This is a genomic window from Undibacterium sp. Di27W, from assembly GCF_049340345.1.
Taxonomy (GTDB): Bacteria; Pseudomonadota; Gammaproteobacteria; order Burkholderiales; family Burkholderiaceae_D; genus Undibacterium.
This window is the reverse complement of the sequence record NZ_JBMPOS010000008.1, coordinates 139,538-165,618: the sequence shown is the minus strand read 5'-3', so window position 1 is coordinate 165,618 and position 26,081 is coordinate 139,538. Positions and strand designations below refer to the sequence as shown.

The following is a 26,081-nucleotide window of genomic DNA, read 5'->3' as shown; positions in this document are numbered from 1 at the left end:
TTATGCTCAGGTTTTCCCAGCGTCTGACTTTGCTGCCATTCTCAATTCCAGTGCTTTTTGAAATTCTTGCAGGCTGCCACTGCGGCCGTGCACACCTACCAGTTGTTGTACTTGTAGCTGCTGTTGTCTGATCAGGCTGTCCAGTTCCAGGCCTACATCAAATAGCGGAGGGATAGGTCCAATTTCTGGCAGATAAAACAAGTCGCCCTGGAACAGGGTCTGGCTATTTTTATCATAAGCCACCAGCATGTCTGAGGCATGGCTGCTGACCATAGGGTAGATGCGTATGCTACGCCCGCCCAGATCAAGCTCGCGCTGTTCCGTGACCTCAACAACCTTGCTGGCTACAGGCTGCCCCAATTGACGCTCTACTGCCAGTTTGCCATCTTTACCTGTCAGTATCTGTACGCCTTCCTGTGCGTAGGAAGGGGTGCCGCCTATATGGTCGCGATGGGTGTGTGACAAGACGATATAGGCCAGCTTGCGACCGGGTGCAGTCTGTTCTATGAGCGCCTTGACCTTGGCAGCTTCTGTAGTGTTGATCGGTGCGTCATAGATTGCCACACTGTGGCTGCCTACGGAAAAGCCGGTGTGATAACCGGATTCACTGCCATCGACTCTATACGTGCCGGGGGCAATCTGGGTGGCGCGCAATGTGCCTTTGTCTTGCTTTTCTATATAACCTGCTGGCAAGTCAAAACTATGGGCATCAACATGCTCGGTAACTTGTGCATTGATGGTCCATTGCAATACCACTTTATCGCCATTTTTCATGGTGATTTTTTGCGGCTGCCTGAGATCATGGATGCTGCTGTAGTCAGCGTATTCATAAGTCGATGTTGCCGTTTTTGCGCTCTGCACCTGGCCACTGCTGCGTTCTATGATCATGCTGGCTGGCCGGCCAGCGACATCGTTGAAACTGACTTGCTCGTATTTGCCACTGCTGTCACCAGGCAGGGCGGCAGATTGAGAATTGCTGGCTTGTTGCTGCAAGAAAGCCGGGACCAGGAAGAGGAAATCAGCATAGGCTTTCCTTGCTTCTGCGGCATTGTTTCTTTCAATTTCCACACCTTGCCGCCATTGCAGCAAATCAACCACAGCCATGCCATCCTTGTTACCCGTAGACAGGAAATGAAAGCGGATATTGCCTGGCCAGAGAGAGTCACTGATGGCACGGAATTGTCCATCTTTTTGCAAGATCAATTGCTGCTTGAGCTTGATTTCCTGCGTAGCAGATTGTGGCGTGGCAGCTTGATGCGACGCCAGACGCGTACCCTGCATATCCAGTATGGCGGCAGTGAGTGGGTTGACAGTTTGTGCCTGTGTATTCTGGCAGGCGAGTAAACAGCTGATACCCGCTGCTGGTAACAACAAGCGCAAAGTAGCTAAGGCAGGCATCATGGGTTCTCTTTCACATCGCATAAGGTGATATGCATGCCATTTGGCCGCATGCCACTTTCGGCAGGAAGAAAGTGAAAAAGTTCCCAAAAAAAAGCTAAGTTTCTTGTCTGGCCTATGGCGATTTATGAGTCAGTGGAAAAAGAAAAATACGCACTGTTTAATGCCATATTGAAGCGGCTGGCAAGCAACTGATAAGCAACTGATACGCAACTGATTCACCAGGATTGAATGGCCACACCAACTCTTCTTTCCTAAGGATGAGTTGATGTAGTCAGTCCAGTATTTAGTGTTCAGCGTTCATTGTTGCCATTCTTTTTGGGATTGCGTGGATCCTCTTTGTCCCTGGCTTTTTCTGCCGGGGCCGGAGCAGGAGCTGGCCTGGGCGCGGGGGCTGCTGATGGCATAGGCATTGGCGCTGGCATGGCGCGTGGTGCCGGGGCAGGTGTTGGTGCAGCAACTGGCATGGGCATAGGGGCCGGTCTGCTTTCCATACGGGCTGGCTGTGGCGCTGGTTGATAAACCGGTTGCGGCATGGGTTGCGCCTGTGGTGCAGGCTGGATCAGCGGTACCTGGGGCACTGGTCTTTCTGCCGCATTCACGGTCGGTCTGCGCTCTATTGCTCTGTCATTGCCGCGTTCGATATTACGCTCAGGCTGTCTCTCGCGCATTTCTGGCTGGCCATTATTATTCCAGTTATTCACAGGCCGGGCTGATCTGTCGAAATTCTCGACGGGCCGGTTCTGGTTCGTGTTTGCGGGCGCCATGATGGCATTATTGACTGGCGTATTGCCCGTCGGTGTATGCAATTGCTGGTTGACAGGTGGATTGGCAACCGGCGCGACATTGATGGTGTTGGCAGGCTGATTCTGTATGGGACGCTGGGTATTGACATTCACCGGTGCATTCCCGTTATTTGGCATGCCATTGCCATAAGAGCGTGGCTGGTTATTGCCCGCCTCATTGTTCCAGGTATTGCCTGGCCTGGCTGATCTGTCGTTATTTTCTATCCTCTCCGCTGGGCGAATCTGGTTTGGTGCAGGAGTGATGCCATTGACGGGGTTATGCACAGGCGCATTGACTGCAGGCGCAATATTGATCCCTGCAGAATTGCCATTCTGTGGCGTAAGGTTGGCCGGTGTCCGGGGTGTGTACACATTACTACCCTGGTTACTGCCATTGGGAGTAATGGGAGTATTCGGTGTATTGGTGAACGAATTGGAATTTTGCAAACCCGCGCCTATATTATTCTGGCGCATGCCGGGCGCTGTATTCGCATTCACTTCTGCCGGACGTGATATTGGCCTGCCTTCGTTGACATTGCTGATCACAGCGGGTCGCTGGTCGCCACGGGCAGCTGGCATGTCCAGGTTTCTTTGGCGGTATTGATCAGCTTCGCCCCCGTTGCGTGGGCGGGTTTCGCCGAAGCGATTATTGTTGCCCGGCGTGAGATTCGGCGCTTCCGTGGCAACCAGGGAGTTTTGCTTGATAGGCGTAAACAACCTGCTGCTTGATACAGGCATGACATGCTCGCCACGCACAAAGGTGGTGGTTGGCACAACGGTGACTGCATGCTGTATGCCCTGATTCACATAACGCCCGCTGACCAGGGTGTTATTCACGACCAGGCTTTGATTCAAACGCTGTATATACTGGGTATTGTGGGTATAACCAGGCCTGTAGACTTCGCCAGGCCCGAGCGGGAACCAGGCTACCGAGGCCTGGTTTTGATGGCCACCCGGCTTGGCAAGATAGCTGCCGCCGACAAAGGCTACCAGGGCAGGTGCATATACTGGCCTGATATGATGCTGGCGCGGACCGGGCACCCAGGCCCAGCGTGTGCCCACATAGGCCCAGCGGCCATAATGGTAAGGGGCAAAGCCCCAGGGCGCACGATCTACCCAGGTCCAGCCCCAGGGGGCGACCCAGACCCAGTTGCCATCGCGGTAAGGTGCCCAACTGGCGCTGACCTGGCGCGGATACCATACTGCACCATAGTCGGTGGTGGTTTCCCATGCGCCATATTGATCCAGTTGTTCATAGCCTATGACTTCACGCGAAACATAGCGTACGGTTTCCACATTTTCTTCCGCACGGTCACGGTCTGCCGCCCACAAATCAAAAGTATCAAGAGGCGAGACATTGCCTATGGACATGTGTTGCAGGTTACTACCTGAGAAGCGGGTTTGCTCACCTTGCCTGATGGTGATGGTATCGCGCTCGCCATGGGCTATCGCAGTACCGCGCCGTACTTGCACGGTCGTGGTATTGTCGTCATTGACATTGATCCTGTATTCGCCAGGTTCTTGCAGCGAGAACACCAGGTTGGGTGTGCGTATGTCAAAATTTTCTCTATTGCTGAGAGCGCGCACGCGTATCACGATACTGCCCTGGTTCAAGTCTATCTGGGTATTGTCATCGTCAAGCAGGCTAAAGCTCAAGAGTGTGTTTTCCTGCATGCGCAAGGCATTCGGGCCTACATGCAATTCTGCCTTGCCGGCAAAGGGGACTTGCAGGCTGTCGCCTGTAGAGATGGGGCGGTTCGCTGTCAGCGTGCCCCAGTTGTTCGTGCCTGCATCAGCAAAACCAATATTGCCATAGGCATAACTGACCCTGGCGACGCGGCCTGGTGGCTCATCCTGGGCATGTACAGGTGCCAGCACAAACAGGCTGGCCACTGCCAATGCGGCAATTTTTAACAGGGGAGCACGGCGGGCTCTGGCGAGCAGGTGTAGCGTATCTGAGGCAGGCATGGATTTTTTCCCCGGCATGGGTCAATAAAAGTGACTAGTTCTAGCCTTAACGCGCGAGCCACCCATTTGGATGGCAGGAAATGTCACAATTTTTGTATTTTTTTGTAGCAAGCTTACTGCTTGTGTTGTCCTGGTCCTTCATATTCATCGCATTCTGCCGGATGAACTATCCTGTTCAAGTTCACCCAACCATCGTATAGATGCCAGCTCTGCCGCGCTTTGCACGGAAAATTCCCGAGCTTGCTCCATGAGCCAGTCATGTACACACAGTACCGCAGGGATATTCATACCCTGTTTGGTGGAAAGTAAATAGTAGTGATTGTGGCTGCGCACACCGCTATCAAACAGCCTTTGCAAATCGCCGGATTTAATGCGGGCGCTGACATGGCTATGGCGCTCAAAGGCAATGCCATGTCCATGCTCGACTGCTTGCAAGACCAGGTTACTGTCATCAAAGCTTGTACTACGCAGTGTCTGTTGTGCATGCAGACCCAGGGCCTTGAAGTACACCGACCAGGATGAACCTGCACCTATGGTATTGGCATGTACCAGCAAGGGCAGATTCAATAAATCGGCCGTAGCGCCTAGCTGCAGTCTGGCGATGCAATCCGGTGAAGCGACCGGGTAATAATATTCATCCAGGAATTTGTTGCTTTGCACGTTCGGCCAGCTACCCTTGCCAAAACGCAGTGCCAGGTCGACGCCGTTTTCTCCCAGTTCAGCCAGTTCTATACCGGCCTGTATCTGCAGCGAAATCTCAGGGTGTAGCAAATAAAAATCATGCAATCTGGGTAGTAGCCAGTAAGCGGCAAACGCTGGCAGGCTGGCTATCCTCACCACCTGGCGTGGGCTGCGGTGATGCTGGCCGATGCGGTCTATGGCTGTGCCCAGTTGATCCAGCGAGAGTGTCACTGCTGCATGCAATTCCCGCCCGGCATCGGTCAGCCTGACGCCATTCTGGCGCTCGAATAGCTCCAGCCCCAGTTGCTCTTCCAGTGAGCGTATGCGATGGCTGACCGCACTGTGCGTGAGGCTGAGCTCTTGCCCGGCCAGCCGAAAATTCTGCAGGCGGCCTGCTGCTTCAAAAACACGTAAATCATTCAAACCTGGAATTTTTCGCATGGCAATATTTATCTGACTAAATTTTCTCTATACCCTGGCGCATATTTGTCGCTAGTCAGTATGATGCGGCTAAAAGATACTGCGGACTTCTTAACAAGGAGTTCGCATGACAAATCAACATATCAGCAAGGCCAGTTTTTCAGCGCAACAAATACGGGTGAGTTTTTTTGCCAGTATCATGTTATTGAGTCTGTTCTTGAAACCAGCATTTGCTGCTGAAGCGCCAGCTTATCCGCTGGCAGCCGATGTCAGCAGCATCGATGGCATTATGCACGCCTATTATGATGTTGTCTCAGGCCCGGCCAATACGCCACGCAATGTAGCCAGGGATCTTTCACTGCATCATCCCAGGGCACAAATCTTCCCCTTATTACATGATAAGAATGATAAACCCAGCCTGCTGGCTTTTTCCATACAAGAATTCCATGCCTGGAGCAAGCCTGTCTACGATGCTGGTTTTTATGAGCGTGAAATAAAGCGCGAAGTAAAAAGCTTTGGCAACTCCATCCATATCTGGAGCACGTATGAAACACGGCAAACCCCAGATGGGGCAGTGACGAGTCGCGGCATCAATAATATCCAGCTGTATTTCGATGGCCAGCGTTACTGGATATTGTCAGAAACCTGGGATAGTGAAAGCCCGCACAATCCCTTGCCCTTGCCAGCAACAGCAGCAGGAGCCAGCAAATGAAGATAGACCATATTTCCCTGCTGGTAAGTTCACTGGAAATCTGCATGCCCTACTATGAATGCCTGTTGCCGCAACTGGGCTTTGTCGAGAGCAAACCCCAGGTCTGGACCGATGGTAAGGGTTTCTTTTTCCAGTTCATGCAGGCCCATCCTGATACCCGCCCTTATGAACGTTATGGTGCAGGCATGAACCACCTGGGTTTTGGTGCGACATCGGCAGAGCAGGTCATGCAGATACGCCAGACCATGAAAGAGGCAGGATTTGAAGTGCCGGATATGAAAAACCTGGGTGGCTCACTGGCCTTGTTCATGAAGGATGTTGACGGTATACGTTTTGAAATCACTTACTATGCGCCAGGGGCAGAGGTGGTCGGCTAGCGCTGATGCATGGTGCTGATACTTGGCGCTGATACTGGTAGGAGCGACTTCAGTCGCGAACAGCAAATGCCGCAAGCTCACATAACGTATGGCCTGCGTAAAAAATGTTCGCGGCTAAAGCCGCTCCTGCAAGTCAGCATGGGCAAGGCTGGCCAGCCAACGCCTACCAAGCTGGACTAGTTCGGCATTGAATGCTGGCAAAAGAGAGAAATGTCCCCAGTCGATTTCTGCATAAGTTTTTTTACCCGCCAGGCGCTGGTAGCAATCCAGCGTCAGTTGCGGCTTGACCATCTTGTCACGTTGCTGGTTGATGACCAGCACCGGCAGCTCGCTATTTTCTTCCAGTGCTATGGCAAAAGGGGTATTGAGCATGCTGGCAAAATAGCGGGCCGTGACTGTGCGTAAAGTCAAAGGATCAGCTTGCCATTTGGCATAGAAACCCAGGGCCAAATCACGTTCATCCATCATGTTGTCAAAGCGCGCCAGCGGGCGATAGGGCAGGCGCAGGCGCGGTGCGATTTTTGCCAGCAAGCCACTCATGGCTCTGCATGCCCTGGCCAGACCGGGGATGTTTGCTAAACCTGCAAAGCGGGTAAACGCCAGCCCGGTGGCCGGGTCACCGAAGTCATACAGGTTCAGGCAGACGGCAGCAACCGGCGGTTGGCCCAATTTAACCAGCGCAGCGGCGGCGGCATAAGTCAGGCCACCACCTATGCTGCCGCCGCACAGATACAAGGGGCCGCTGAATTCCTGCCTGGCCCAGGTGGCCACATCGACGATGTTTTGCACTGCCTCTGCTACCGTAAAATCGCCCATGGCACCGCCAGAGCGGCCCTGGCCTTTTTGGTCGGGTACGATGACGGTATAGCCTTGCTCATAAAATGCCAGTGCCAGTCCAACGAATAAACCACCATAACCGCCACCGCCATGATTGAGTACCAGCACCGGGGCTGCCGGGTTTGCCTGCTGGTACAAGTCTATATGCAATTCCACCCCTGTGGAGAGCAGATGGCGGGTTTGCACGACGGCCAGCACCCGTGCCAGCAGGGCTGGTTCGTGGTAGCAATGCCAGTAAGTTTGCTCAGAGCGTGCTTGCTTCATCTTCATATTGGAGTCCGGTAATCGTGCTGGACTATAATATGAATAATCATTCATATTGTCTATTCGCATTCTGGAGCCTGCTTTTACCATGAGCAAATCGCGTAGTCAGCCTATAACCCAGCCTTTAAAACAGCCCTTGCAGCAAAGATCCAGGATGACCGTGCAAGCCATCATGGAAGCTGCTATTCATATTTTCGATGAGTATGGTTATGCCGCTGGCACCACTTCCCGCATTGCCAGCCGGGCCGGGGTCTCGATAGGGTCACTCTACCAATACTTCCTCAGCAAAGATGCGATCCTGACGGCCCTGGCAGAGCAGCATCTGGCCGAGGGCCTGGCCCTTGCCATACGCATGCTGGAAACCCTGCGCAGCAGTCAGCAGTCACTTCCTGCCACCCTGAATGACATCGTCGACCATATGCTGGCGCTGCATGAACACAATCCCGGCCTGCATAGATTGCTGTATGAAGAAGGCTTGCTACCGGCAGATTTGCGACAAACCGCCAGGCAGGCAGAACAATTCCTGATCGCTGAAGTAGCACGCTGCCTGAGCCTGCGCAGCGATGTGGCAGCCCATGCAGACCGCCAGATGCAGGCTTATTTCGTGGTGCACACGATAGAACACTTCACCCACAGGCTGGTGATAGACCAGGCTACGGCGGAGTTTCAGTTAAGAGGGAAAGAAGAACTGGTTGGTATGCTGCAGAGGTATTTGCAGGTATAGATTTGGAAATAACTTCGTAGGTTGAGGGGACTTCGTAGGTTGGGCTACGTTTCATCAGCCCAACACTGGGCCTTTGCAAACGTATACGTTATTTAAAGCCGAGTGTTGGGCTAGTAAACCGCAGCCCAACCTACAAAACTGCAAACGTATACGTTATTTAAACGCCGAGTGTTGGGTGACACCCTGTAGCCTAGCGAGGCCCGGCCCAACCTACAAATGTGCAACTACATCATCACATTAATAATAGCATTACCGATACCCAGGATAGCCGCACCAGAGATCAAACCGGCGCTGATGGCTTCGCAGCCCTCTACCCAGAAAGTATGTCCCTTCGTGCCTTTTTCAGCATTTCTCTTACCCATGTACCAGAATATCAAGGCACCTATCCACATGGCGAAGCAGGACTCAGGTGGCAAGACCACACCCAGGCCTATGGAAACCGCAGACAGCGGCAGGCGGCCACGGGTGATGATATTGCCGATTTCAATAAAGGCTGCGCACAGGCCAGCTACCGCCATGGCAATGATGGCTGAAGTCGGCAAACCGCTGACACCTTTGGCGATGATCTCAGCTACACCCTTCCATTGCAAGGCGCTAGGGAAGGCAAACTGGTCGCTGACTATCGTTGCTGGGCTGCGCAGACCTTCAGCATCGGGCGGCAGGAACAGCAGGAAGAACAGCGGAACGCAAGCCAGTGTGCCAGAGAAAATGCCGATAATATGGCCGATCACCTGATGCCTTGGTTTGCCGCCGAGCATATAGCCAGGCTTGATATCCGACAGCAGTGAAGAGGCATTAAAGGCGATGTCTGCAGTCATACCGGCAGGCAGCAAATTGGTGGCCGGATTGCTGCGGTCGATTGCTCCCATGCTGAATTGCGTGATCTTGGCCAGCGCACCTATCGGTGCCCAGGAAGTCAGGGCCATGGCATTGATACAAATCACGGTCAGGACGAAAATCAGCGGGAAGGAAATCAAGGCCATGATGTAAGACACACCAAACAAGACATTGATCAACCAGGCTGCGATACCGCAGAGGATAGGTACACCAACAAACGATATCCACAAAGGTACTTCTACCTCTTTCAACGGATCAGGGCCGGTATCTTTTTCCTTGTTGCCTTTGCCGCTCAGGGATTTGAAGGCTGCCTTGAACAATTCAGGCTTGGCCAGCAAGCCGACCATGGCACCGACCACCATCATGGTCACCGCCCACCACAGACCCCATTGATTGACGATCTCGGTGCGCGAGATTGGTACTACCGTGCCATTTGGCAAGGTGCGCGAGACGATTTCGCCTCTTTGTATGATCCAAGGAGCAAGCAGAACAAAATTGATGAAGGCACCCAGCATGACGCTGCTGGCAACCCGTATGCCCATCAGTCCGCCTACCCCCATCATGGCAACGTCGAGATTCAGACGCAAGCCGAGCTGGCGTATATCGGTGCCCAGGATATTCGGTATTGCCCAATGCAGCTTGGTAGCCGCCGTATAGTAATAAGTATCCAGACGTTCAGGCAGGCTCCAGGCTTCTGTCATGCCGGTCCATTTATCCATGCGCAAAATCTTGAACTGTATCAGGCGCATCCAGCCATCGCTGACGATGAGCTGGTAAAAACCGGAAAACAGGCTGGTATAGCCAAGCAGCTTGGCCTTGTAGAGGCCGGCACCGGCACCATCGGTATACAGCGAATCAAGCACCACGCCGCAGGCACGGCCTTCAGGGAAAGGAAGCTGGTCTTCATTGACAAAGCGGCGCTTGAGGGGAAAGGCCACCAGCACGCCGATTAAAGCCACGACGCAGATCCAGATGATCATTTGCCACCAGGGGATGATTTTCCCTGTAATCAGCATATAGGCTGCCAGGCTGGAAATCAGCGGGTTGACCATGTAGCCAGCCGCTGTAGCGATGGACTGGGTACAATTGTTTTCCAGTATGCTGTAATCGGCAGTCAAACCCAGGCTATGCAGGATGCGGAAAATCGCAAACGACAAAATCACCGACGTCAGACCCACACCGATACCGATACCGGTCTTGGCACCGATATACAGGGCAGTGGCGGCCAGTATGCCACCCAGCAAGAAACCAGTCAGGGCAGAGCGCAGGGTCAACTGTGCCATATCCTTGCGGTAGACATTGTCAAACCACCATTGATCCTTTTGTCTTCGTGTCCAGGTGCGTATCTGTTCATCATCCAACTGCTGCAGAGCCATGTATCCTCCATTTTTTATGTGAGGACTTGCGCAAAACCACCCCGACTGCGCAGCAAAGACTGGCAGTAACAATTTTGCGTAAGTCCTGATTGTGATTGGCTGCCTTGTGGGCTGCGTATCTATCCTCAGTGTTACGCCATGGCTCATTTTTTATATGCATGAGCTCAGGCGGTAGCGCAATATAGTGTTAGCTGGAGGTCATGTCAATTTTTGTGCACTGCGCTGTGAAAATAGACGTGAATTTGAACAGTTACCCTCTGTCCAATAGCAGTAAAATGCTGGCAACAAAATGTCTTATTAAATATATGCGGAGAACGCTGATGGCATCGATCATGACACTCAATCAAGTAGCAGAAGCTTATGTAAAACTGGTCCTGGCAACAGGCCAGCATGATCCCGGCTATGTCGATGCCTATTATGGCCCGCCAAAATGGCAGGCGGCGTCGCAGAAACTGCCTCTGCCCGACTTGTTGCAGCAAGCGGAAGAGTTGACGAAACAGGCACAGTCCCTGCCACCAGCGGAGGCTGGGCAAGAGCTGCGCCAGGATTTTTTGCGCCTGCATGTCGCTGCCGTGCGCACTTACGTCGCCTATCTGGCAGGCCATAAACTGTCTTTCGATGAAGAGTCTGTGGCTTTATACGATGCCCGTTCACCTGACCTGAGTCCTGCAGACTTTGACCCCATCCTGCTTGAACTGAGCCAGCTCTTACCCGGTGAAGGCGACTTGAATACCCGTTTGAGTGCCTACGCCAAGCAATTTGAAATCCCGCAAGACAAGCTTGATGTCGTCTTCAAAGCCGCCATCCATGAATCGCGCGCCCGCACCAGGAAATACATCAACCTGCCGGAAGAAGAAAATTTCGAGATTGAATATGTCAAAGACCAGGTCTGGAGCGCTTACAACTGGTACAAGGGTAATAGCTATAGCCTGATACAGGTGAATACCGATTTCCCCATGTTCATCAGCCGCGCCATCGACCTGGCCAGCCATGAGGGCTATCCTGGTCACCATGTCTTCAATCTGCTCATAGAAAAACACCTGGTCAATGAAAATGCCTGGGTAGAATACAGCGTCTACCCCCTGTACTCACCCATGTCCTTCCTGGCCGAGGGCAGTGCCAACTACGGCATAGAAGTCGCGTTTCCGCATGCCGAGCGCCTGGCTTTTGAAAAAGAAGTATTGTTCCCGCTGGCAGGCATAGACCCGGCCAAGGTAGAACATTATTACCAGTTGCAGGCAATCCTGCAAAAGCTGACTTATGCCGGCAATATGGTCGCCAAGCTGTATCTCGATGGTGATATCGACACCGAAGCCGCCGTCGCCATGCTGATGAAATACGCCTTGTCTGACGAAGCCAGATCGCGGCAACGCCTGCGCTTCATGGAAAAACATCGCTCCTACGTCATCAACTACAACCTTGGCCAGGATATGACCAAGGCCTATGTAGAAAAACTGGCCAAGCCGGGCGATGAACAAAGCCGCTGGCAAGTCTTTGCCGAGTTGTTGTCCAAGCCCAGGACTGCTTCGATGATGAGGGTCTAAGACTCTGCGAGGTTAGCTATTTGACGGGCCTTGTCGACATCCGGGCTGCGGTAAGCCTTCTCCGGTATGCTAGCCAGGGTCGATGTATGCACTTGCTGATTATCGAGCCCATAGAATTTTTGGAAGCTCATGATCAGCGGTTTCCATTTGTCCGGGTCTATGCGGTCAGGATTCCCATCCAGCAGTAGTGATGCATCGACATGCAGGCGTTGTATGCGCAACTCGAAGGTCAGTATGCCACCCTTGAGCATGGCTTCATCTTCGGCTATGCCATGCATGGCAGCGACTGTGCATTCCTGCTGCACCAGGCATTCCTGTACCCGTGCTGCCTGCACGGTTTCTGAGGCTTGCGGCGTCAAGCCTGCCAGTTCAAATTTATTTCTCTCCAGCCGGTAGCCACGCGCTGCCTTCCAGGGCGACATCGCATCCGAGCCTGTCGTCAACGCCAGTTTGTTGACCGCGGCTACTTCATTTACAGATGCGAGGTTGAGTACGCACTGGCCATTTCTTTTCAGGTTACGCGCAGTTTGTGAGCTGGACCCTACACCGATGACGGCGCGCCAGCCCAGCCAGAAAATGGACGAGATAGGGGCCAGGTTAAAACTGCCATCTTCATTGACAGTGCTGACCAGGATGACGGGAGTGCCGAAATACAGTATGGCGGATTCGCTGCTGATGTGCATGGTGTCCTCGCATGTTGTTTGTTGTTTGATGGAGGGAGTATGCGGGGTGTTTTTTGTTTGGGCTGGCTGGAAACGGACGGAGGATTTCGACTTGAATGGCAAGCCTATCCTGCATGGATAGCTTATGAATCATCGACAATATAATTAACGTCATTCCACCGGGCTGGCGCTCCAGCGGCGTTCGTGGTGTGTCGTGCAGTTTATTAATGTCAGAATCGTGTGATTTTGTGAGTCGATTTAAAATAGCTGCATTCGTTAATTTGCGATTGCAGGTTTTGGGGACGTAGGTTGGGCTATGCTTTATCAGCCCAACACTCGGCCTACGATCAACGTATTCTTAAAAAACGAAGCGATATTTCTGAGTTCGTTTTTAACTACCTGCGCACGTGATTTTAGATTGCCGGCCGGTGGTAGACCGGCAGCTACCCACCTTTTTGTCTCGCCAAAAAAGGTGGGCCAAAAAGGCGACCCAGGCATCGATTCCACTGCGCCGCTTGCAAGCGGCTTAGATGTTGTCAGCGCAAAGCATGCTTTGCGAAACCCTGCCAACATCCCCCTGAAGGGGGTTCCCGTTTATGCAGTACAAAAAATGGGAAGGCCCGAAACTCGCTTCGGCCTTGCCCTTAGGAACATGCGCTTGCAAGCGCATGCCGTTACGCAGGCGCGCAGCAGTGCTGCACGAACCCCCTGCTACACCTCAAACAGCGGTCCTTCTCTCTCCATTTTCTGTACTGCACAAACGGCGTCGACACATGGGAACTGCGGAAAATCAAAAGCAACTTCAAACCCAACAACAACGTCAATACGACAAGTAGCACTCTTGCTATCGGATAAAGTAAATCAAGTAGCCCCTGCCACCGGCATCAAAGCCCTTAAAGGTATAGGCGCAGACATAATGATGGAAGTACGCGTCTCGCCATAATGATTAATATTCCCCACAAAGCTTTCCAGATGCCGCAAGTCCCTGGTCGCAACGCGTAGCAAAAAAGAATCCTGTCCCGTCACATGCAGGCATTCCAGCACTTCTGGCAAGGATTTGAGATGGTCGATGAGGCTGGCTTTTTGTGGTTGAGGCACGGTGATGCCGATAACAGCCTGGACTTGCAGGCCTATGGATTCGGCATGTACCTCAGCGCGGTAGCCTTTGATGACACCGGCTTCTTCCAGGCGCTTGACTCTCTCGGACGTGGCAGGCAGGGACAGGCCGGTTTCGTCGGCCAGTGCCTTCAATGAGATGCGGGCGTCGCGTTGCAGGGCGGCCAGGATTTTCCAGGCTTTGGTGTCGATATCCATGATATTTAAGTTCCAGTGCGGATACGCAAGAATAGTGAAGGCAATGTAGCAGTTTTACCTGAATTATTCCATGTTAATGGGCTTTGCAAATCTTCATAATGGATGTTCCTTATGTGATAACCAGAGGCAAAGATGGAAGCAAGTTTATTTTTTAAAGCCATGCTGATAGGGCTGTCGATTGCTGCGCCAGTTGGTCCCATAGGTTTGCTATGCATACAGCGCACTTTGGCGCAGGGCATGCGCACCGGCTTTGTCAGTGGCATGGGGGCAGCTTGCGCGGATGCAGTGTACGGTGCGCTAGGGGCATTTGGCATGGTGGCGGTGACTGATTATTTTGTCTCGCTGAGTACGCCACTGGCCATAGGTGGCGCCTTGTTCCTGGGCTGGATGGGTGTGAAACTGCTGCTGGCAAGCAGTGATGCAGGAAAGGCAGCGAGTGTCACTGGACAAAGTACAGGCAAGGCTTTCTTCTCGGTATTTGCCCTGACCCTGGCCAACCCCATGACCATCATCTCTTTTATTGCCGTCTTTGCCAGCATAGCCGGGCCTAAAGTGCTGGGTCATGCGGCGGCAGGGTTGATGGTGCTGGGGGTGTTCCTGGGATCCGCGATCTGGTGGCTGATGCTCAGTGCGGGTGTGGCCTTGCTGAGCAGGCAAGTGGGGACGGGTTTGTTGACTGTCATCAATCGCGTCGGTGGTCTTCTGCTGCTGGGTTTCGCGCTCTGGCAGCTATGGCAACTTATGTGGTCATTCACTTAAGCCAGGCACAAGAAATTGTTGCTGAATGGCACTTTCGGTTAGAATTCTGCCTTCACTACATTAATATATTAAGCATCATGCGCACATTTCCTCGTCTCTTGCTAGCCCTGCTGACTGCCAGCGCGCTGGGCTTGAACAGCCCAGTTTTTGCCGATACAGCAGCGCCTGTGCCTGCCAGTTTCGCCCAGGATTTTGAAATCTTCTGGCAATATGTCGATGAAAATTATGCCTATTTTGATGCCAGGAAAACCGACTGGAAAACCGTGCATGAAAAATATGGTCAGCAAGTCAAATCCATCACCAGCAAACGTGATTTTGTCGCCATGATGGAAGCGGTAGTCGCGGAGCTATACGACTCCCACGCCCACCTGGCCACCAGCCTGCCGCATTCGCCGCGCCTGGTGCCGACAGGCACCGACCTGTGGGCAGAATGGCAGGGGCAGGATGCCATTATCACCGATGTCAGGGCAAATTCAGCGGCAGAGCGTGCGGGTTTGCGGGTGGGCATGAAGGTACTAGAAGTGCACGGTCAGCTGGTGGCACAGGCTGTTACCCAGTTTGGCCCGCCCAGTTTGAAAACTGCAGACCCGGTAGCGCGTGACTGGGCTTTGCGCGTGGCACTCGCAGGCCCTCGCAACCAGGCTGTGAAAATCAAGGTCACCAGTACGCAAGGTCAGGGTCAGGCGCAGGGGCAGGTACAGGAAATGACTTTCACCCCTGGCGTAGAACGCCCGGCCACGCCATTATCGAGTCGCAACCTGGATGAGATAGGCTATATCCGCATCAATAACAGCCTCGGCGATAGCGCACTGATTGCCGCCTTTGATGAAGCCCTGGGCAAGCTGGAAAACAGCAAGGCACTGATACTCGATTTGCGTGACACACCCAGCGGCGGCAATACCTTCGTGGCACGCGGCATGATGGGCCGTCTGATCAGCCAGGACCAGGCTTATCAAAAGCATGAGCTGGTGTCAGAGATGCGCGAATCCGGCATCAAGCGCAGCTGGGTAGAATACGTCAGCCCGCGTGGTAAATTCATCTACAAACAACCCATCGTTGTGCTGGCCGGTCACTGGACTGGCAGCATGGGCGAGGGCATGACGATTGCTCTCGATGGCATGCAAAGAGCCACCATCGTCGGTACCCGCATGGCCGGCTTGCTGGGTGCCCTGGGTGAAGTCAGCTTGCCGCATGCAGGCTTCATCGTTCGCATACCGAATGAAAAATTATTCCACCTCAATGGCACACCGCGTGAAAGCTTCGTTCCCGGAATTGCTATCGATACAGCCAAGCAAGAGCCAGGCAAGGACGCGGCTTTGGATGTCGCTGTGGATTTGTTGCGCAGGCAATTGGCAAAGGACAGTAAGTGATTTAAATAAATAAGGCAAGCCCGCGCCTGCCTTATTTATGATTACGCCGCTACTGGCCAGCTTGTATGCGCCAGCATATCGCCAAAAGTAATTTTTGGTGGCTGCGCCAATAGTGTTTCCATGCACTGCAAAGCGGCCTTGAGTGGTGCTGATTGCAGGTGTGTATCGCAGGCTGCCTGATCTCGGTACAACTCATACACCATAAAAATATCTGGCTGTGCCTGCTGCTGATGCAATGCATAGAAAATATTGCCAGGCTCTTCCTGAGTGGATATCACTAATTTTTCCAGTACGCTTTTTACTTCATCGCGCGCCGTGCTATGGGCTTGCAGTTCGGCCAATAATAACAGCATGTTTTGCTCCATTTAATAAGGGAGCTTCAGTGTGCTTTAGTGGCCTTGGCTGGTATTGTAAAAATGCGTCTTGTTGCGCGCCAGCTTCAAATATGGGGCCGGGCTGCTACCAGTAAATTTCTTGAACTCATGAATGAAATGCGCCTGATCATAATAGCCATGGTCCAGCGCAACCGAGGCAAGATGCATCTGCTCATTCAGCATCAGGCTGCGTACCGTATGCTGGAAGCGGCTGCTGCATTTCACACTGTTTGCGGTTTGCCCGCTGGCCGCCAAAAAACGGCGTTCAAACTGTCGCCTGCCTATGCAAAAATGCGCAGCCAGGCTGGCTATGCTGAGGTGTGCGTATTGCCGATACAGTAGTGGCATGGCTAGTTCTATCAAGGCATCGGGCGCTTCTGGCTGCAACTGCCTGAGCAAGAAGGCTTGAATCAACTCCAGCCTCTCCGGCAGTGAGCTGGCATACGATAATTGCTGGCATAAGCTGCGTGCTGGCTGGCCCCAGATATCTTCGACCGAGACGATCTGATCCGCCACTTCTTTCATAGGGATGGGGCTAAAACGCGGCAGCATGCCTATCTTGAAACGCACGGCGATAAAACCCAGATCAGCAGAGGCAGACAGGCTCACAGACTGTTGACGCAAGCATAGTAAATGCGCCTGGGCGAATGCCTGTTCTAGGGTATGGTCTTGCTGGCGAAAGTGGAAGGGACTGCGATAGTGGAAATACAGTTCTGCCCCTGTCCCTGGCAATAGTTGTGGCAGGGCGATGTGCTCGCCTGCTTCGCTTTCCCATCCCCAGTATCTGTCTATATAAGGGCGCAATTGCGGGCAGGCCAGATGCTGGAATTTTTTCATGGCTGAGGCTATACCAACTTGGCTATACGTTTAATACGGAGGTTCTGACATAGACCCCGATGACGTATCAAAAAGTAATGATAGCAGAGTGGAGCCGCCCGCGTGGGAGAGCAAGCGTCAGGGCAGCATGTTTTGCGCCTCATGCGCGTCTACATATTTGCGGTAGATTTTGAGTAAAGTGCCATCTTGTTGTATTGCCTTAATCAGCATGCCCCATTCATGTGCTTCGGCCTGGCTAAAGCGGGCTTTACTGAGGGCCAGATTGCCTACGGCCTGCAAATTACCGCTATCCCAATCCACGACGCGTACGGTGTTCGGGCTGATTTTACTATCGATGTAAAACTGGAAGGCACCCTGATAAGAGGTGACTGCGGCCACTTCGCCCTTGATCAGGGCATTGATCAAATGCGCTTCATCGACATAGAATTTGATTCTGTCTGCCTGGGTCCAGGCAGTGATCAGCGGGTCATAAAATGCACTATGCATAAAGCCTCTGATAGCACCAAATTTAAGCGTGCTGGCTGCCTGGAATTGTGCCAGGGTCTGCATGGTAGCAGGTGCTGCCGGGCCTAGCAGGATGATGTGATGGCTGCGCACATAAGGGAAAAGCCAGAGATATTCTTCGCGCTCAGGCGTGCTCAGGGTTGCCGTCATCATGTCGATGCGGCCGGCCTTTATCTCTACCAGACTGCGCGCGCGCGCCTGCATTTTTGCATCGAAAGTGCAACCGCTGCGTTTGCTGAGTTCATCAACCAGATCACGGTCTATACCGTTGCCTGCGGCTATGCCACGTTCAGATTTAAAATAAATCCCGAGTTCTATGAAGTCCAGCTTGACAGGATTGGGCGGACATTTTGGGGCGGCTGTCGCTACATTGCAGGCAAGGCAAAATGGCAGCAGGCAGGCAGGGAAGTAGCGATTCAACATTGGTCACCATCGAGAATACCTGCCAAGGCTGACAATGTGGGAGCTTGCAGGTGTGCATCAGTGAATTTCCAGCATACCACTTGCATGGGAAAAAGAGCATTTTGAAATGTCAAGATTTGAAAAAAATGGATTGAAAAATACAGTTCCTGGCGCTTGTGCAAGGACACTGCTCAACAATCCATGGGGGAATACAAATGCTGGTGTGAACATGTTTATTATTGTCTAAAAAATATCTTGATAACAAGTTAAGAGAACAGTCATATGCTGCTATGCTCATGGCTAATCATTGATACATGAAAGAAGTTGAATGAGTAAATTGTTTTCAGCTGCCTGCGAAAGAAACAGCGCACCCATATTGGAAGTCATCCAGCCCCTGTTAAACGATGCCCAAACCCTGCTGGAGATAGGTAGTGGCACTGGCCAGCATGCCGTGACTTTTGCACGGCCATTGGCCCATCTGCAATGGCAAACCAGCGACAGGCAGGAATATCATCCCAGCATCATCGCCTGGATGGCAGAGGCCGCTTTGCCCAATCTGCTAGCGCCTGTGGAGTTAAACATAGGCATCAGCCCCTGGCCGCAAACACAGTTTGATGCTGTGTACACTGCCAACACCTGTCACATCATGGCATGGGAAGAAGTGGTGCTCATGTTTGCTGGCGTCGCCACCTTGCTCAAGGCCGGCGGCTTGTTTCTCATCTATGGTCCCTTCAATTATGCCGGTAAATTTACCAGTGCCAGCAACCAGCATTTTGATGCATCGCTCAAGCAGCAAGCCGCTCATATGGGCATACGCGATATAGAAAACATGTTGATCCTGGCAGACCAGCATGGCATGCGCCTGCAAGATGATATCGCCATGCCTGCCAATAATCGCTTGCTGGTTCTGACTAAAACCACCTAGATCAGACTAACTTATTGGCACTTCATATTTTCTCCATAATCCTGCGCCAAGATTACTCATTGCTTTTAATAAGCGCGTGACGCGCTGTTGGCGTAAAGAGGAAAAATATGAAGAAGCCCATCTTGATCGCCACGCTGGTGGCTGGCCTGAGCACGATTTTGCTTGCCTGTGGTGGCGGTTCGTCTGGTACGGCCAGCACTACTGCCACTACTGTCACTGCCGGCACTACGGGAACAAGCACAACGACGAGTACAGGAAGTACCACCAGCAATACAGGTACCACCAGCAATACAGGTACAGCCAGCACTGCCAGTACAGCCATTGATGCCACCAGGCTGCCCTTAGGTGATGGCAAATTCAGCCGTACTACACCTGCCGTGGGTTATGTCTATGCCTGCTATACCGCTGGTTCAGGCGGCGCCAGCAGCAAGGGGCCATGGTTCAATGCCGACGGCATGACCTGGAATGCCCTGGGCAAGATCAGCGTGCAAGGCGCAGTCAGTTGGACCTCCAGCTTTCTGGTGAGCCTGGGCGCTAGCCTGGGCATCACAGGCAATGGCTTGCCGCCAAATCCCACAGGCACTTTCCCTATCGCCAGCACCGATCCGGCTTATGCCTTTGACCGCAATCCAAACAGCATCAACCAGGCCAATATCGCCTGGGGCTTGCCCGCCAATCCCGTAGTCGCCGCCCAGCCTGGCTGCACCAGCCTGGGTGCCATCGGCGTCTTGCTCGATGGCGTGCGCCTCTACAATGCCGACGACGGCGGCTACCGCGACGCCGTCGCCTGGGAAATCCAGGACGCCTGCCAGGGCCACCCAGAACGCTCAGGCCAATACCATCACCACAACATCAGCTCCTGCCTGACACAAAAAGACACCCCGGGCCAGCACTCACCCCTGGTAGGCTACATCGCCGACGGTTTCGGCATCTATGGCAACCAGGGCGAAAACGGCAAAGCCCTGACTAATGCCGACCTCGACGAATGCCACGGCCACACCCATGCAGTAGAACGTAACGGTACGACAGTGACGCAATACCATTATCACCAGACCAAGGAATTTCCTTACACCATAGGCTGCTATAAGGGGACGCCGGTGACTGTGCATTAGGGTTTTTGCGTTATTAAAATCAAGACCAAAAGGCTCACCACCGAGGCACAGAGGAAGGAAAGACTGCTTGCAAGCAGTCTTCGTTACGCAGGCGAACGGCATGCCGTTCGAATTTCCCGCTACACCACAGAGGGAAATGAAGAAGTCTTGAGAGTTTTCTCTTATGAAAATATGGAGAGTGCTTGTATTGACGCTGGTTTTGAATTTGGGGTTGTTCTTGCTGTTGCTGTTGCTGTTGACTTGTGCAGTTCCCATGTGTCGACGCCGTTTGTGCAATACAGAAAATGGAAAAAGAAGGACCGCTGTCTGAGCGAAGCGAGTTTCGGGCCTTCCCATTTTTTGTATTGCACAAACGGGAACCCCCTTTAGGGGGCGACGACGCCTGGGTCGCCTTCTTTTGCATTCTTTTCTTGGCGAGACAAGAAAAGAATGTAGCTGTCGGGCTACCCCCGACCTGCAATCGTAAATGACGTGTATCCGTATATTGAAAATCAGACGGAAAATATTTGATATACCACCATGACCATCATAAAAAACCTGCTCCTGAGCTTACTGATCTTAGTCACCACCACCCTCAGCCTGGGCTGGCTGACAGGTGCATTCGCAGGCCCACAAAACGCACTCAACAATGACAGACTGCCCTATTACTACCAGCAAAACCTGCAAGCACATTGGGACACCTGGGCTTCCTGGCAACGCATAGCCAGGTTCAGCCTGGTCAACCAGCATGGGCAAGAGGTCGATCAAACATTACTCCATCACCAGCCCAGCTTCATCGGCTTCTTTTATGCAGGCTGCGTCACCCTGTGCCCCATCTCGCTGGAAGTGCTGCGCGAACTGCAAACACAAACAGGCAGGAAAAAACTGATGTCACCGCAATTCATCATGCTCACCGTGACACCGGAACAAGATGATGCCAGCACCATGGCCGCCTATGCCAAAAAACTGAAACTGCCAAATGACTGGACCCTGCTCACAGGCAGCAGCCAGCAAATGCAAAAACTGACTGCCAGCCTGATGACCGACATCAATCTCCGCACCAGCAATGGCGAACCCCTGCACGGCCAGCGCGCCTTCCTGCTCGATGCCCGGGCCCGCATACGCGGTATCTATGATGCCTCGTCCATGCTGGAAATGCGCCGCATGATCAGGGATTATGAAAGCTTGTTGCAAGACCAGTAGGGTGCGTTATAACGCACCATGGGCAAGACCAAAAATCTCAGCACAAAGAAAAAAGGAATCAAGTTCTCATACCCTGGCCTGGCAGGCATGATTTTCTTGCGTTATCATCCTGCCATGAAAAAATTATCTTTGCTATCGACAGCCCTGTTTATTTGCCTGAATCTCAGTCTGAACCTCAGTCTGAATATCAGCCTGAATCTGGCATCTGCCCATGCAAGTTCAGCGCAGGCCAAAGCAGACGATGCGCTGGCGCTGTGCCGCCTGCCTGAAATGGGTGTCAGAAGTGATGTGGGCCTGGGCTTTCCCCGTATAGGAACACGCTTGCGTACTCTTGGCGATGTCAAGGTCACCGTGCTATTCGTCGATTTTAGCGACGTCCCTGCTACGCAAACACCGCAGCAAGTGATGTCCATCATCTCGCCGCAGGCAGAGAAATATTATGAAGCAGTTTCTTATGGCAAGCTAAGGCTGCATTTTGTATCGAGTTACCAATGGCTGCGCATGGGGAAAAGCTCGGTAGATTATCATTTTGGCCGTGGCGCCCCGTTCGAAACCCAGCGCAGCTACATGCAAGAAGCCGTCACGCGAGCTGGTAAATCGATAGATTACAGCCAGACCGATGCACTGCTGGTGATCGCCAATCCGGCGGTCAAGGCCATAGACTGGGGCCCGGCATTTTCTGCTTCGCCAGGTTTTGGCATACGGGCAGGTGGGCGTGAAATATTGAACGGCGCGACTTCAGGCAGTGACCTGACGATATTGGGATGGGCATGGTTCGCTCATGAATTTGGCCATGTCATGTCCCTGGTTGATCTGGCTGGGCCATTAGCCAGCACGCAAGAATGGCATACCTATGTCGGCGACTTTAGCGTCATGGGTAATCCGGCTGGCAAGGCACATGAATTACTGGGCTGGGAAAGATGGCAACTCGGCTGGCTAGCCGATCAACAAGTGCAATGCGTCAGTGGCACAACACTGCAAACCAGGCTGACACCCATAGAGCGCCGTGATGATAGCGACACCAGCAGCAAGATCATTATCGTCCCCACAGGCAAAAACACCGCCATCATCATAGAAAGCCGCCGCGCTGAAGGCTATGACAGCGGCATTCCTCAGTCTGGCCCACTGGTCTATACCATAGACACCCGTCTCAGCTCACACGACGGTGCAATTCGCCTGCAACCCGTTGACGACAAAGACACACAGCACCTGCAGGCACCCATGAAACCCGGCCAGACCATGCGCATAGGGAAAACCAGCATCAGTTTTCTGGGTAGTGATGCAAGTGGTGATCTGGTGCGGGTGGAGACAGGTAATGGCAGATGATGAAAGATTGCGCTGCATGTTGGAAATGCTTCAGCTAAGCTGTTAATTGAAGTATTTTCCAAAAGTAGGGTGCGCCATTCGCAGCTTTTTTACTATTTTCTACTCATTCCTGAAAGGTGGTGCGCGTGGCGCCTCCTACTGTAAGTCGCAAAGATTAATTTAAAAACCATCTTAGTGAAAATAATTAACTAACTTAGTTGAATTAAATAACTAAGTGAGCTATCCTTGTATTCAAGCAGGCAAACACGCGCCTGAAAATACCGGGGAAGCCAGCATGTTCAATATCAAATTCATTAAATTCCAGCCAACTACCTATGTACTGCAATTCAAGAATGGCCAGGTCAGGCGCGAAGGTGCAGGGCTGGCCTTCTTTTACTATGCACCCACGACGTCCATGCTGGCCATCCCCATGGCGAGTGAAGATACGCCGTTTATCTTTGAAGAAAAGTCTGCAGATTTCCAGACCGTGACGGTGCAGGGCCAGGTCACTTACCGCATCAGTGAACCGCAAAAAATCAGCAGCTTGCTGAATTTCTCGATCAACCCGGTGAGCCAGCAATACATCTCTGATGATCCGCAAAAACTCTCGCAGCGCATAGTTAATCTGGTCAAGGTGTTGACGCGCAAAGGCTTGCAAAGTCTGGCCCTGCGCGATGCGCTGAAGGCGGCAGATACACTGGGTGGCGCGGTCACCATGGCTGTGCGGGACAGCAAAGAATTGCAAGCCCTGGGTGTGGAATTGCTGGGCCTGAGTTTTTTGGCCTTGAAGCCCACGCCAGAAGCTGCCAAGGCGCTGGAAGCCCAGGCGCGTGAACAAATCCTCAAATGTGCCGATGATGCGATTTATGAGCGTCGCAATGCAGCCGTAGAGCAGGAGCGTCGCATACGCGAAAATGAATTGAATACCGAGATTGCTGTCGAAAGCAAAAAACGGCAAATACGTGAAACCCAGATGGAAGCTGAAAAAAGCATACAGCAAAAAGAAAGCGAATTGAAACTCGCCCAGATGCAAGCCAAAATTGCCGAAGAAAACCAGCAAACCACCTATATCAAACTGGCGACAGAAAACGCCAGGTCCGAGGCTGATAGCCGCGCCTATGCCGCCCAGACCCTGATGCATGCTTACAGCGGTGTCGACCCCAAAGTCTTGCAGGCACTGGCCATGGGCAATATGCAATCTGGCCAGTTGATTGCCCTGGCCTTTCAGGAACTGGCCGAAAAAGCAGGGACCATAGGCCAGTTGAATATCACGCCTGATCTCTTGCGTGAACTCATGCACCAGCCAGCATAAAGGAAGAGAGAATTTCCATGCATGCGAACCGGGCTGCTGAACGCCAGACAGAAAACAAAATCATCCTGGTCACCCGCAAGACCAGACTGGAAGAACTCATCGTAAAATATAATACCGTGGGACAGGCCAGGTTTTATATAGAACATCTGGGTGCTGATTTTTCCAGTTATCAGGCCGAGCATGACAATTACCAGGCTTGTGTCAAAGCGGCAGAAACCAGCTTGCTACGACTGGGGCGTTTGCAAATAGTGGACCGTGGCTTTGTACCCAATATGATCTTTGGTGAACACGATATCGTCATCGCCCTGGGGCCGGATGGCCTGGTCGTCAATACCATGAAATACCTGGATGGCCAGCGTCTGATCGGTGTGAATCCTGATGCCCGGCGTTGGGACGGTGTGCTGCTAGCTTTTGAAGTCAGCGACCTGCCCAGTCTGGTGCCCGAGGTATTAAACCGCCGTCGCCCTGTGCGTGAAGTCACCATGGCCGTGGCCAGACTTAATAATGGCCAGACCATGCTGGGCGTGAATGACATCTTTATCGGTCCCAGAAGCCATATATCGGCCCACTACACTATACAAAGCGATGGACAGCAAGAACGGCAATCATCGAGCGGCATCATCGTCTCCACCGGCCTGGGTTCTACAGGCTGGATGAAAAGCGTACTCGCCGGTGCCAGCGCCATCTGCCAGCCACTGGCTGACGATCTGCCGTATGAACTACCCTTAATCCCCATGCCAGCCAGCAGCAGCTGGGATGCCAGGGAATTGCAGTTTGCCGTACGCGAACCTTTCCCCAGCAAGACTTCATCCACCAATCTCGTGCATGGGCTCATACGTGATCACGCCAGCCTGCAAATCACCTCGCTGATGCCAGAACACGGTGTCATCTTCAGTGATGGCATAGAGGCGGATTACCTGGAGTTCAATGCGGGCTTGACAGCCGAGATAGGGGTGGCGGACAGGCGTGGGTATTTGGTGATGTAGATTGCAGCATTCAGACCAGGACAGGTGAAGACAAATGAAAGCAGGTGAAGGAATGTATCCCAAATCACCTCTTTTGTATAAAATAAAACTAAGATAGTTGTAAATAGTAACTAAGTAAGTTATCATGATTTCATCGCACTATCCAAATCCAGGGATAAGTAGCTCAAACAGCAAGGATCACACATGAGTATCAGCTTACAACAACGCTATCTCGGCACACTGGCAGGTCTGGCCTGTGGTGATGCTGTTGGTACGACTGTAGAATTCTCTGCGCGTGGCAGTTTCACGCCTGTCACCGACATGGTGGGGCGCGGGCCGTTTGGCTTGCAAGCAGGTGAATGGACCGACGACACCTCTATGGCCCTGTGTCTGGCGGAAAGCCTGCTCAGTAAAGATGGCTTCGATGCCAAAGACCAGATGGGACGTTATCTGAATTGGTGGAAATGGGGTTACCTGAGTTCTACCGGTCTTTGTTTTGACATCGGGAATACCGTGCGTGCTGCCTTGTCGCGTTATGCCAGCAGCGGTGAGCCGTATTGTGGACTGGATGATCCCCGCACCGCAGGCAATGGCTCGCTGATGCGCCTGGCACCAGTGGCCATGTTTGCGTATCCTGATATTGCTGCCGCCGTTCATTACGCGGCAGAAAGCTCACGCACCACGCATGCCGCGCCCGAAGCCATACAATGCTGCCAGTTGCTGGCGGCTTTATTGTGCCGTCTGTTTGCCGGTTGCAGCAAGGCAGATTTGTTTGGCTCTCTGCCATTTACACCAACTGAGCCCAAAGTGCTGGCCATCAGCCAGACCAGCTTCATGTCCAAAAGCAGGGATGAGATAATTGGCAGTGGCTATTCAGTGGCATCGCTGGAAGCTTCATTATGGTGCTTCATGCATACCGATAACTTCAAAGATGCCATTCTCATGGCCACCAACCTGGGGGATGATGCGGACACTACCGCCGCCATCACTGGCCAGCTTGCTGGTGCTTATTACGGCATAGCGGGTATTCCCGCCGAATGGTTGCAACGCCTGGCCATGCGTGAAGATATCCTGCGCATGGCAGGGGACTTGTATACGCGCTTTGGTAGCAGGCAATTGGCGGAGAGTTGAAAAC

23 protein-coding genes are annotated in these 26,081 nt (G+C 52.7%); 13 read left to right on the top strand and 10 right to left on the bottom strand.

Features of this window, described 5'->3' with window-relative positions; all coding sequences use genetic code 11:
• Positions 1 to 6: 6 nt before the first annotated feature.
• From ACO0LF_RS17360 to ACO0LF_RS17350, 3 genes are all read right to left on the bottom strand, one after another.
• Complete coding sequence (locus ACO0LF_RS17360; protein ID WP_423016174.1) at positions 7 to 1,401, bottom strand: MBL fold metallo-hydrolase; 1,395 nt, start codon at positions 1,399 to 1,401, stop codon at positions 7 to 9.
• Between the two features lie 290 nt (positions 1,402 to 1,691).
• Positions 1,692 to 4,151, bottom strand: coding sequence for a DUF6600 domain-containing protein (locus ACO0LF_RS17355; RefSeq protein ID WP_423016172.1), 2,460 nt, complete (start codon positions 4,149 to 4,151; stop codon positions 1,692 to 1,694).
• Positions 4,152 to 4,295: 144 nt separating this feature from the next.
• A complete protein-coding gene (locus ACO0LF_RS17350) occupies positions 4,296 to 5,273 on the bottom strand; it encodes a LysR substrate-binding domain-containing protein (RefSeq protein ID WP_423016170.1) in 978 nt (325 codons plus the stop codon).
• A 106-nt stretch (positions 5,274 to 5,379) separates the two neighbouring features.
• On the opposite strand from ACO0LF_RS17350, the gene ACO0LF_RS17345 reads away from it, so the two are divergent.
• Positions 5,380 to 5,964, top strand: a complete 585-nt coding sequence (locus ACO0LF_RS17345) for a hypothetical protein (protein ID WP_423016168.1) — start codon at positions 5,380 to 5,382, stop codon at positions 5,962 to 5,964.
• Complete coding sequence (locus ACO0LF_RS17340; protein ID WP_423016166.1) at positions 5,961 to 6,341, top strand: VOC family protein; 381 nt, start codon at positions 5,961 to 5,963, stop codon at positions 6,339 to 6,341. The genes ACO0LF_RS17345 and ACO0LF_RS17340 overlap by 4 nt, the downstream gene beginning before the upstream one ends.
• A gap of 114 nt (positions 6,342 to 6,455) precedes the next feature.
• On the opposite strand, the gene ACO0LF_RS17335 is transcribed toward ACO0LF_RS17340, so the two are convergent.
• Positions 6,456 to 7,448 carry an alpha/beta fold hydrolase gene (locus ACO0LF_RS17335; RefSeq protein WP_423016164.1) on the bottom strand — a complete coding sequence of 331 codons (993 nt, stop codon included), beginning with the start codon at positions 7,446 to 7,448 and terminating at the stop codon, positions 6,456 to 6,458.
• An 82-nt stretch (positions 7,449 to 7,530) separates the two neighbouring features.
• On the opposite strand from ACO0LF_RS17335, the gene ACO0LF_RS17330 reads away from it, so the two are divergent.
• Entirely contained in the window at positions 7,531 to 8,166 is a 636-nt protein-coding gene (locus ACO0LF_RS17330; protein ID WP_423016162.1) for a TetR/AcrR family transcriptional regulator, read from the top strand.
• Positions 8,167 to 8,390: 224 nt separating this feature from the next.
• Here ACO0LF_RS17330 and ACO0LF_RS17325 read toward each other — a convergent pair whose 3' ends face one another.
• Positions 8,391 to 10,379: an OPT family oligopeptide transporter gene (locus tag ACO0LF_RS17325; RefSeq protein ID WP_423016160.1), complete on the bottom strand. Its 1,989-nt coding sequence runs from the start codon at positions 10,377 to 10,379 to the stop codon at positions 8,391 to 8,393.
• Positions 10,380 to 10,711: 332 nt separating this feature from the next.
• Here ACO0LF_RS17325 and ACO0LF_RS17320 point away from each other — a divergent pair, with 332 nt between their 5' ends.
• Complete coding sequence (locus ACO0LF_RS17320; protein WP_423016158.1) at positions 10,712 to 11,923, top strand: hypothetical protein; 1,212 nt, start codon at positions 10,712 to 10,714, stop codon at positions 11,921 to 11,923.
• Here the strand turns inward: ACO0LF_RS17320 and ACO0LF_RS17315 are convergent.
• The gene (locus tag ACO0LF_RS17315; RefSeq protein ID WP_423016156.1) at positions 11,920 to 12,606 is read right to left on the bottom strand and encodes a flavin reductase family protein; all 687 of its coding nucleotides are present in this window, start codon (positions 12,604 to 12,606) and stop codon (positions 11,920 to 11,922) included. The two genes, ACO0LF_RS17320 and ACO0LF_RS17315, sit on opposite strands and share 4 nt — an antisense overlap.
• Before the next feature lie 840 nt (positions 12,607 to 13,446).
• Positions 13,447 to 13,899 (bottom strand): Lrp/AsnC family transcriptional regulator, encoded by a 453-nt coding sequence (locus ACO0LF_RS17310; RefSeq protein ID WP_423016154.1) that lies wholly within the window; start codon positions 13,897 to 13,899, stop codon positions 13,447 to 13,449.
• A gap of 132 nt (positions 13,900 to 14,031) precedes the next feature.
• On the opposite strand from ACO0LF_RS17310, the gene ACO0LF_RS17305 reads away from it, so the two are divergent.
• Entirely contained in the window at positions 14,032 to 14,658 is a 627-nt protein-coding gene (locus tag ACO0LF_RS17305; RefSeq protein ID WP_423016152.1) for a LysE/ArgO family amino acid transporter, read from the top strand.
• Between the two features lie 77 nt (positions 14,659 to 14,735).
• Positions 14,736 to 16,028 (top strand): S41 family peptidase, encoded by a 1,293-nt coding sequence (locus tag ACO0LF_RS17300; RefSeq protein WP_423016150.1) that lies wholly within the window; start codon positions 14,736 to 14,738, stop codon positions 16,026 to 16,028.
• A gap of 41 nt (positions 16,029 to 16,069) precedes the next feature.
• Here the strand turns inward: ACO0LF_RS17300 and ACO0LF_RS17295 are convergent, their stop codons facing one another.
• The 3 genes from ACO0LF_RS17295 to ACO0LF_RS17285 all read right to left on the bottom strand — a co-directional run bounded on the left by ACO0LF_RS17295 (position 16,070) and on the right by ACO0LF_RS17285 (position 18,166).
• Positions 16,070 to 16,381, bottom strand: coding sequence for a putative quinol monooxygenase (locus ACO0LF_RS17295; RefSeq protein WP_423016148.1), 312 nt, complete (start codon positions 16,379 to 16,381; stop codon positions 16,070 to 16,072).
• Between the two features lie 36 nt (positions 16,382 to 16,417).
• Entirely contained in the window at positions 16,418 to 17,239 is an 822-nt protein-coding gene (locus tag ACO0LF_RS17290) for a helix-turn-helix domain-containing protein (protein WP_423016146.1), read from the bottom strand.
• Positions 17,240 to 17,356: 117 nt separating this feature from the next.
• Positions 17,357 to 18,166, bottom strand: a complete 810-nt coding sequence (locus ACO0LF_RS17285) for a substrate-binding periplasmic protein (RefSeq protein WP_423016144.1) — start codon at positions 18,164 to 18,166, stop codon at positions 17,357 to 17,359.
• 307 nt (positions 18,167 to 18,473) lie between these two features.
• Between ACO0LF_RS17285 and ACO0LF_RS17280 the strand changes: the two genes are divergently transcribed.
• The 7 genes from ACO0LF_RS17280 to ACO0LF_RS17250 all read left to right on the top strand — a co-directional run bounded on the left by ACO0LF_RS17280 (position 18,474) and on the right by ACO0LF_RS17250 (position 26,077).
• The gene (locus tag ACO0LF_RS17280) at positions 18,474 to 19,070 is read left to right on the top strand and encodes a DUF938 domain-containing protein (protein ID WP_423016142.1); all 597 of its coding nucleotides are present in this window, start codon (positions 18,474 to 18,476) and stop codon (positions 19,068 to 19,070) included.
• A 107-nt stretch (positions 19,071 to 19,177) separates the two neighbouring features.
• Positions 19,178 to 20,182 carry a YHYH protein gene (locus tag ACO0LF_RS17275; RefSeq protein ID WP_423016140.1) on the top strand — a complete coding sequence of 335 codons (1,005 nt, stop codon included), beginning with the start codon at positions 19,178 to 19,180 and terminating at the stop codon, positions 20,180 to 20,182.
• A gap of 519 nt (positions 20,183 to 20,701) precedes the next feature.
• A complete protein-coding gene (locus ACO0LF_RS17270) occupies positions 20,702 to 21,364 on the top strand; it encodes an SCO family protein (protein WP_423016138.1) in 663 nt (220 codons plus the stop codon).
• An 18-nt stretch (positions 21,365 to 21,382) separates the two neighbouring features.
• Positions 21,383 to 22,690 carry a hypothetical protein gene (locus ACO0LF_RS17265; RefSeq protein WP_423016136.1) on the top strand — a complete coding sequence of 436 codons (1,308 nt, stop codon included), beginning with the start codon at positions 21,383 to 21,385 and terminating at the stop codon, positions 22,688 to 22,690.
• 274 nt (positions 22,691 to 22,964) lie between these two features.
• Positions 22,965 to 23,981, top strand: coding sequence for an SPFH domain-containing protein (locus ACO0LF_RS17260; protein WP_423016134.1), 1,017 nt, complete (start codon positions 22,965 to 22,967; stop codon positions 23,979 to 23,981).
• 17 nt (positions 23,982 to 23,998) lie between these two features.
• Entirely contained in the window at positions 23,999 to 24,967 is a 969-nt protein-coding gene (locus ACO0LF_RS17255; protein ID WP_423016132.1) for a sugar kinase, read from the top strand.
• Positions 24,968 to 25,150: 183 nt separating this feature from the next.
• A complete protein-coding gene (locus ACO0LF_RS17250; protein WP_423016130.1) occupies positions 25,151 to 26,077 on the top strand; it encodes an ADP-ribosylglycohydrolase family protein in 927 nt (308 codons plus the stop codon).
• Positions 26,078 to 26,081 lie beyond the last annotated feature (4 nt).

Coding starts and splice junctions, on each gene's coding strand:
- ACO0LF_RS17330 (WP_423016162.1), top strand. CDS start 7,531: ATGAGCAAATCGCGTAGTCAGCCTATAACCCAGCCTTTAAAACAGCCC.
- ACO0LF_RS17325 (WP_423016160.1), bottom strand. CDS start 10,379: ATGGCTCTGCAGCAGTTGGATGATGAACAGATACGCACCTGGACACGA.
- ACO0LF_RS17265 (WP_423016136.1), top strand. CDS start 21,383: ATGGGCAAGACCAAAAATCTCAGCACAAAGAAAAAAGGAATCAAGTTC.
- ACO0LF_RS17270 (WP_423016138.1), top strand. CDS start 20,702: ATGACCATCATAAAAAACCTGCTCCTGAGCTTACTGATCTTAGTCACC.
- ACO0LF_RS17280 (WP_423016142.1), top strand. CDS start 18,474: ATGAGTAAATTGTTTTCAGCTGCCTGCGAAAGAAACAGCGCACCCATA.
- ACO0LF_RS17310 (WP_423016154.1), bottom strand. CDS start 13,899: ATGGATATCGACACCAAAGCCTGGAAAATCCTGGCCGCCCTGCAACGC.
- ACO0LF_RS17305 (WP_423016152.1), top strand. CDS start 14,032: ATGGAAGCAAGTTTATTTTTTAAAGCCATGCTGATAGGGCTGTCGATT.
- ACO0LF_RS17260 (WP_423016134.1), top strand. CDS start 22,965: ATGTTCAATATCAAATTCATTAAATTCCAGCCAACTACCTATGTACTG.
- ACO0LF_RS17285 (WP_423016144.1), bottom strand. CDS start 18,166: ATGTTGAATCGCTACTTCCCTGCCTGCCTGCTGCCATTTTGCCTTGCC.
- ACO0LF_RS17250 (WP_423016130.1), top strand. CDS start 25,151: ATGAGTATCAGCTTACAACAACGCTATCTCGGCACACTGGCAGGTCTG.
- ACO0LF_RS17320 (WP_423016158.1), top strand. CDS start 10,712: ATGACACTCAATCAAGTAGCAGAAGCTTATGTAAAACTGGTCCTGGCA.
- ACO0LF_RS17290 (WP_423016146.1), bottom strand. CDS start 17,239: ATGAAAAAATTCCAGCATCTGGCCTGCCCGCAATTGCGCCCTTATATA.
- ACO0LF_RS17350 (WP_423016170.1), bottom strand. CDS start 5,273: ATGCGAAAAATTCCAGGTTTGAATGATTTACGTGTTTTTGAAGCAGCA.
- ACO0LF_RS17295 (WP_423016148.1), bottom strand. CDS start 16,381: ATGCTGTTATTATTGGCCGAACTGCAAGCCCATAGCACGGCGCGCGAT.
- ACO0LF_RS17355 (WP_423016172.1), bottom strand. CDS start 4,151: ATGCCTGCCTCAGATACGCTACACCTGCTCGCCAGAGCCCGCCGTGCT.
- ACO0LF_RS17335 (WP_423016164.1), bottom strand. CDS start 7,448: ATGAAGATGAAGCAAGCACGCTCTGAGCAAACTTACTGGCATTGCTAC.
- ACO0LF_RS17340 (WP_423016166.1), top strand. CDS start 5,961: ATGAAGATAGACCATATTTCCCTGCTGGTAAGTTCACTGGAAATCTGC.
- ACO0LF_RS17275 (WP_423016140.1), top strand. CDS start 19,178: ATGAAGAAGCCCATCTTGATCGCCACGCTGGTGGCTGGCCTGAGCACG.
- ACO0LF_RS17315 (WP_423016156.1), bottom strand. CDS start 12,606: ATGCACATCAGCAGCGAATCCGCCATACTGTATTTCGGCACTCCCGTC.
- ACO0LF_RS17360 (WP_423016174.1), bottom strand. CDS start 1,401: ATGATGCCTGCCTTAGCTACTTTGCGCTTGTTGTTACCAGCAGCGGGT.
- ACO0LF_RS17300 (WP_423016150.1), top strand. CDS start 14,736: ATGCGCACATTTCCTCGTCTCTTGCTAGCCCTGCTGACTGCCAGCGCG.
- ACO0LF_RS17255 (WP_423016132.1), top strand. CDS start 23,999: ATGCATGCGAACCGGGCTGCTGAACGCCAGACAGAAAACAAAATCATC.
- ACO0LF_RS17345 (WP_423016168.1), top strand. CDS start 5,380: ATGACAAATCAACATATCAGCAAGGCCAGTTTTTCAGCGCAACAAATA.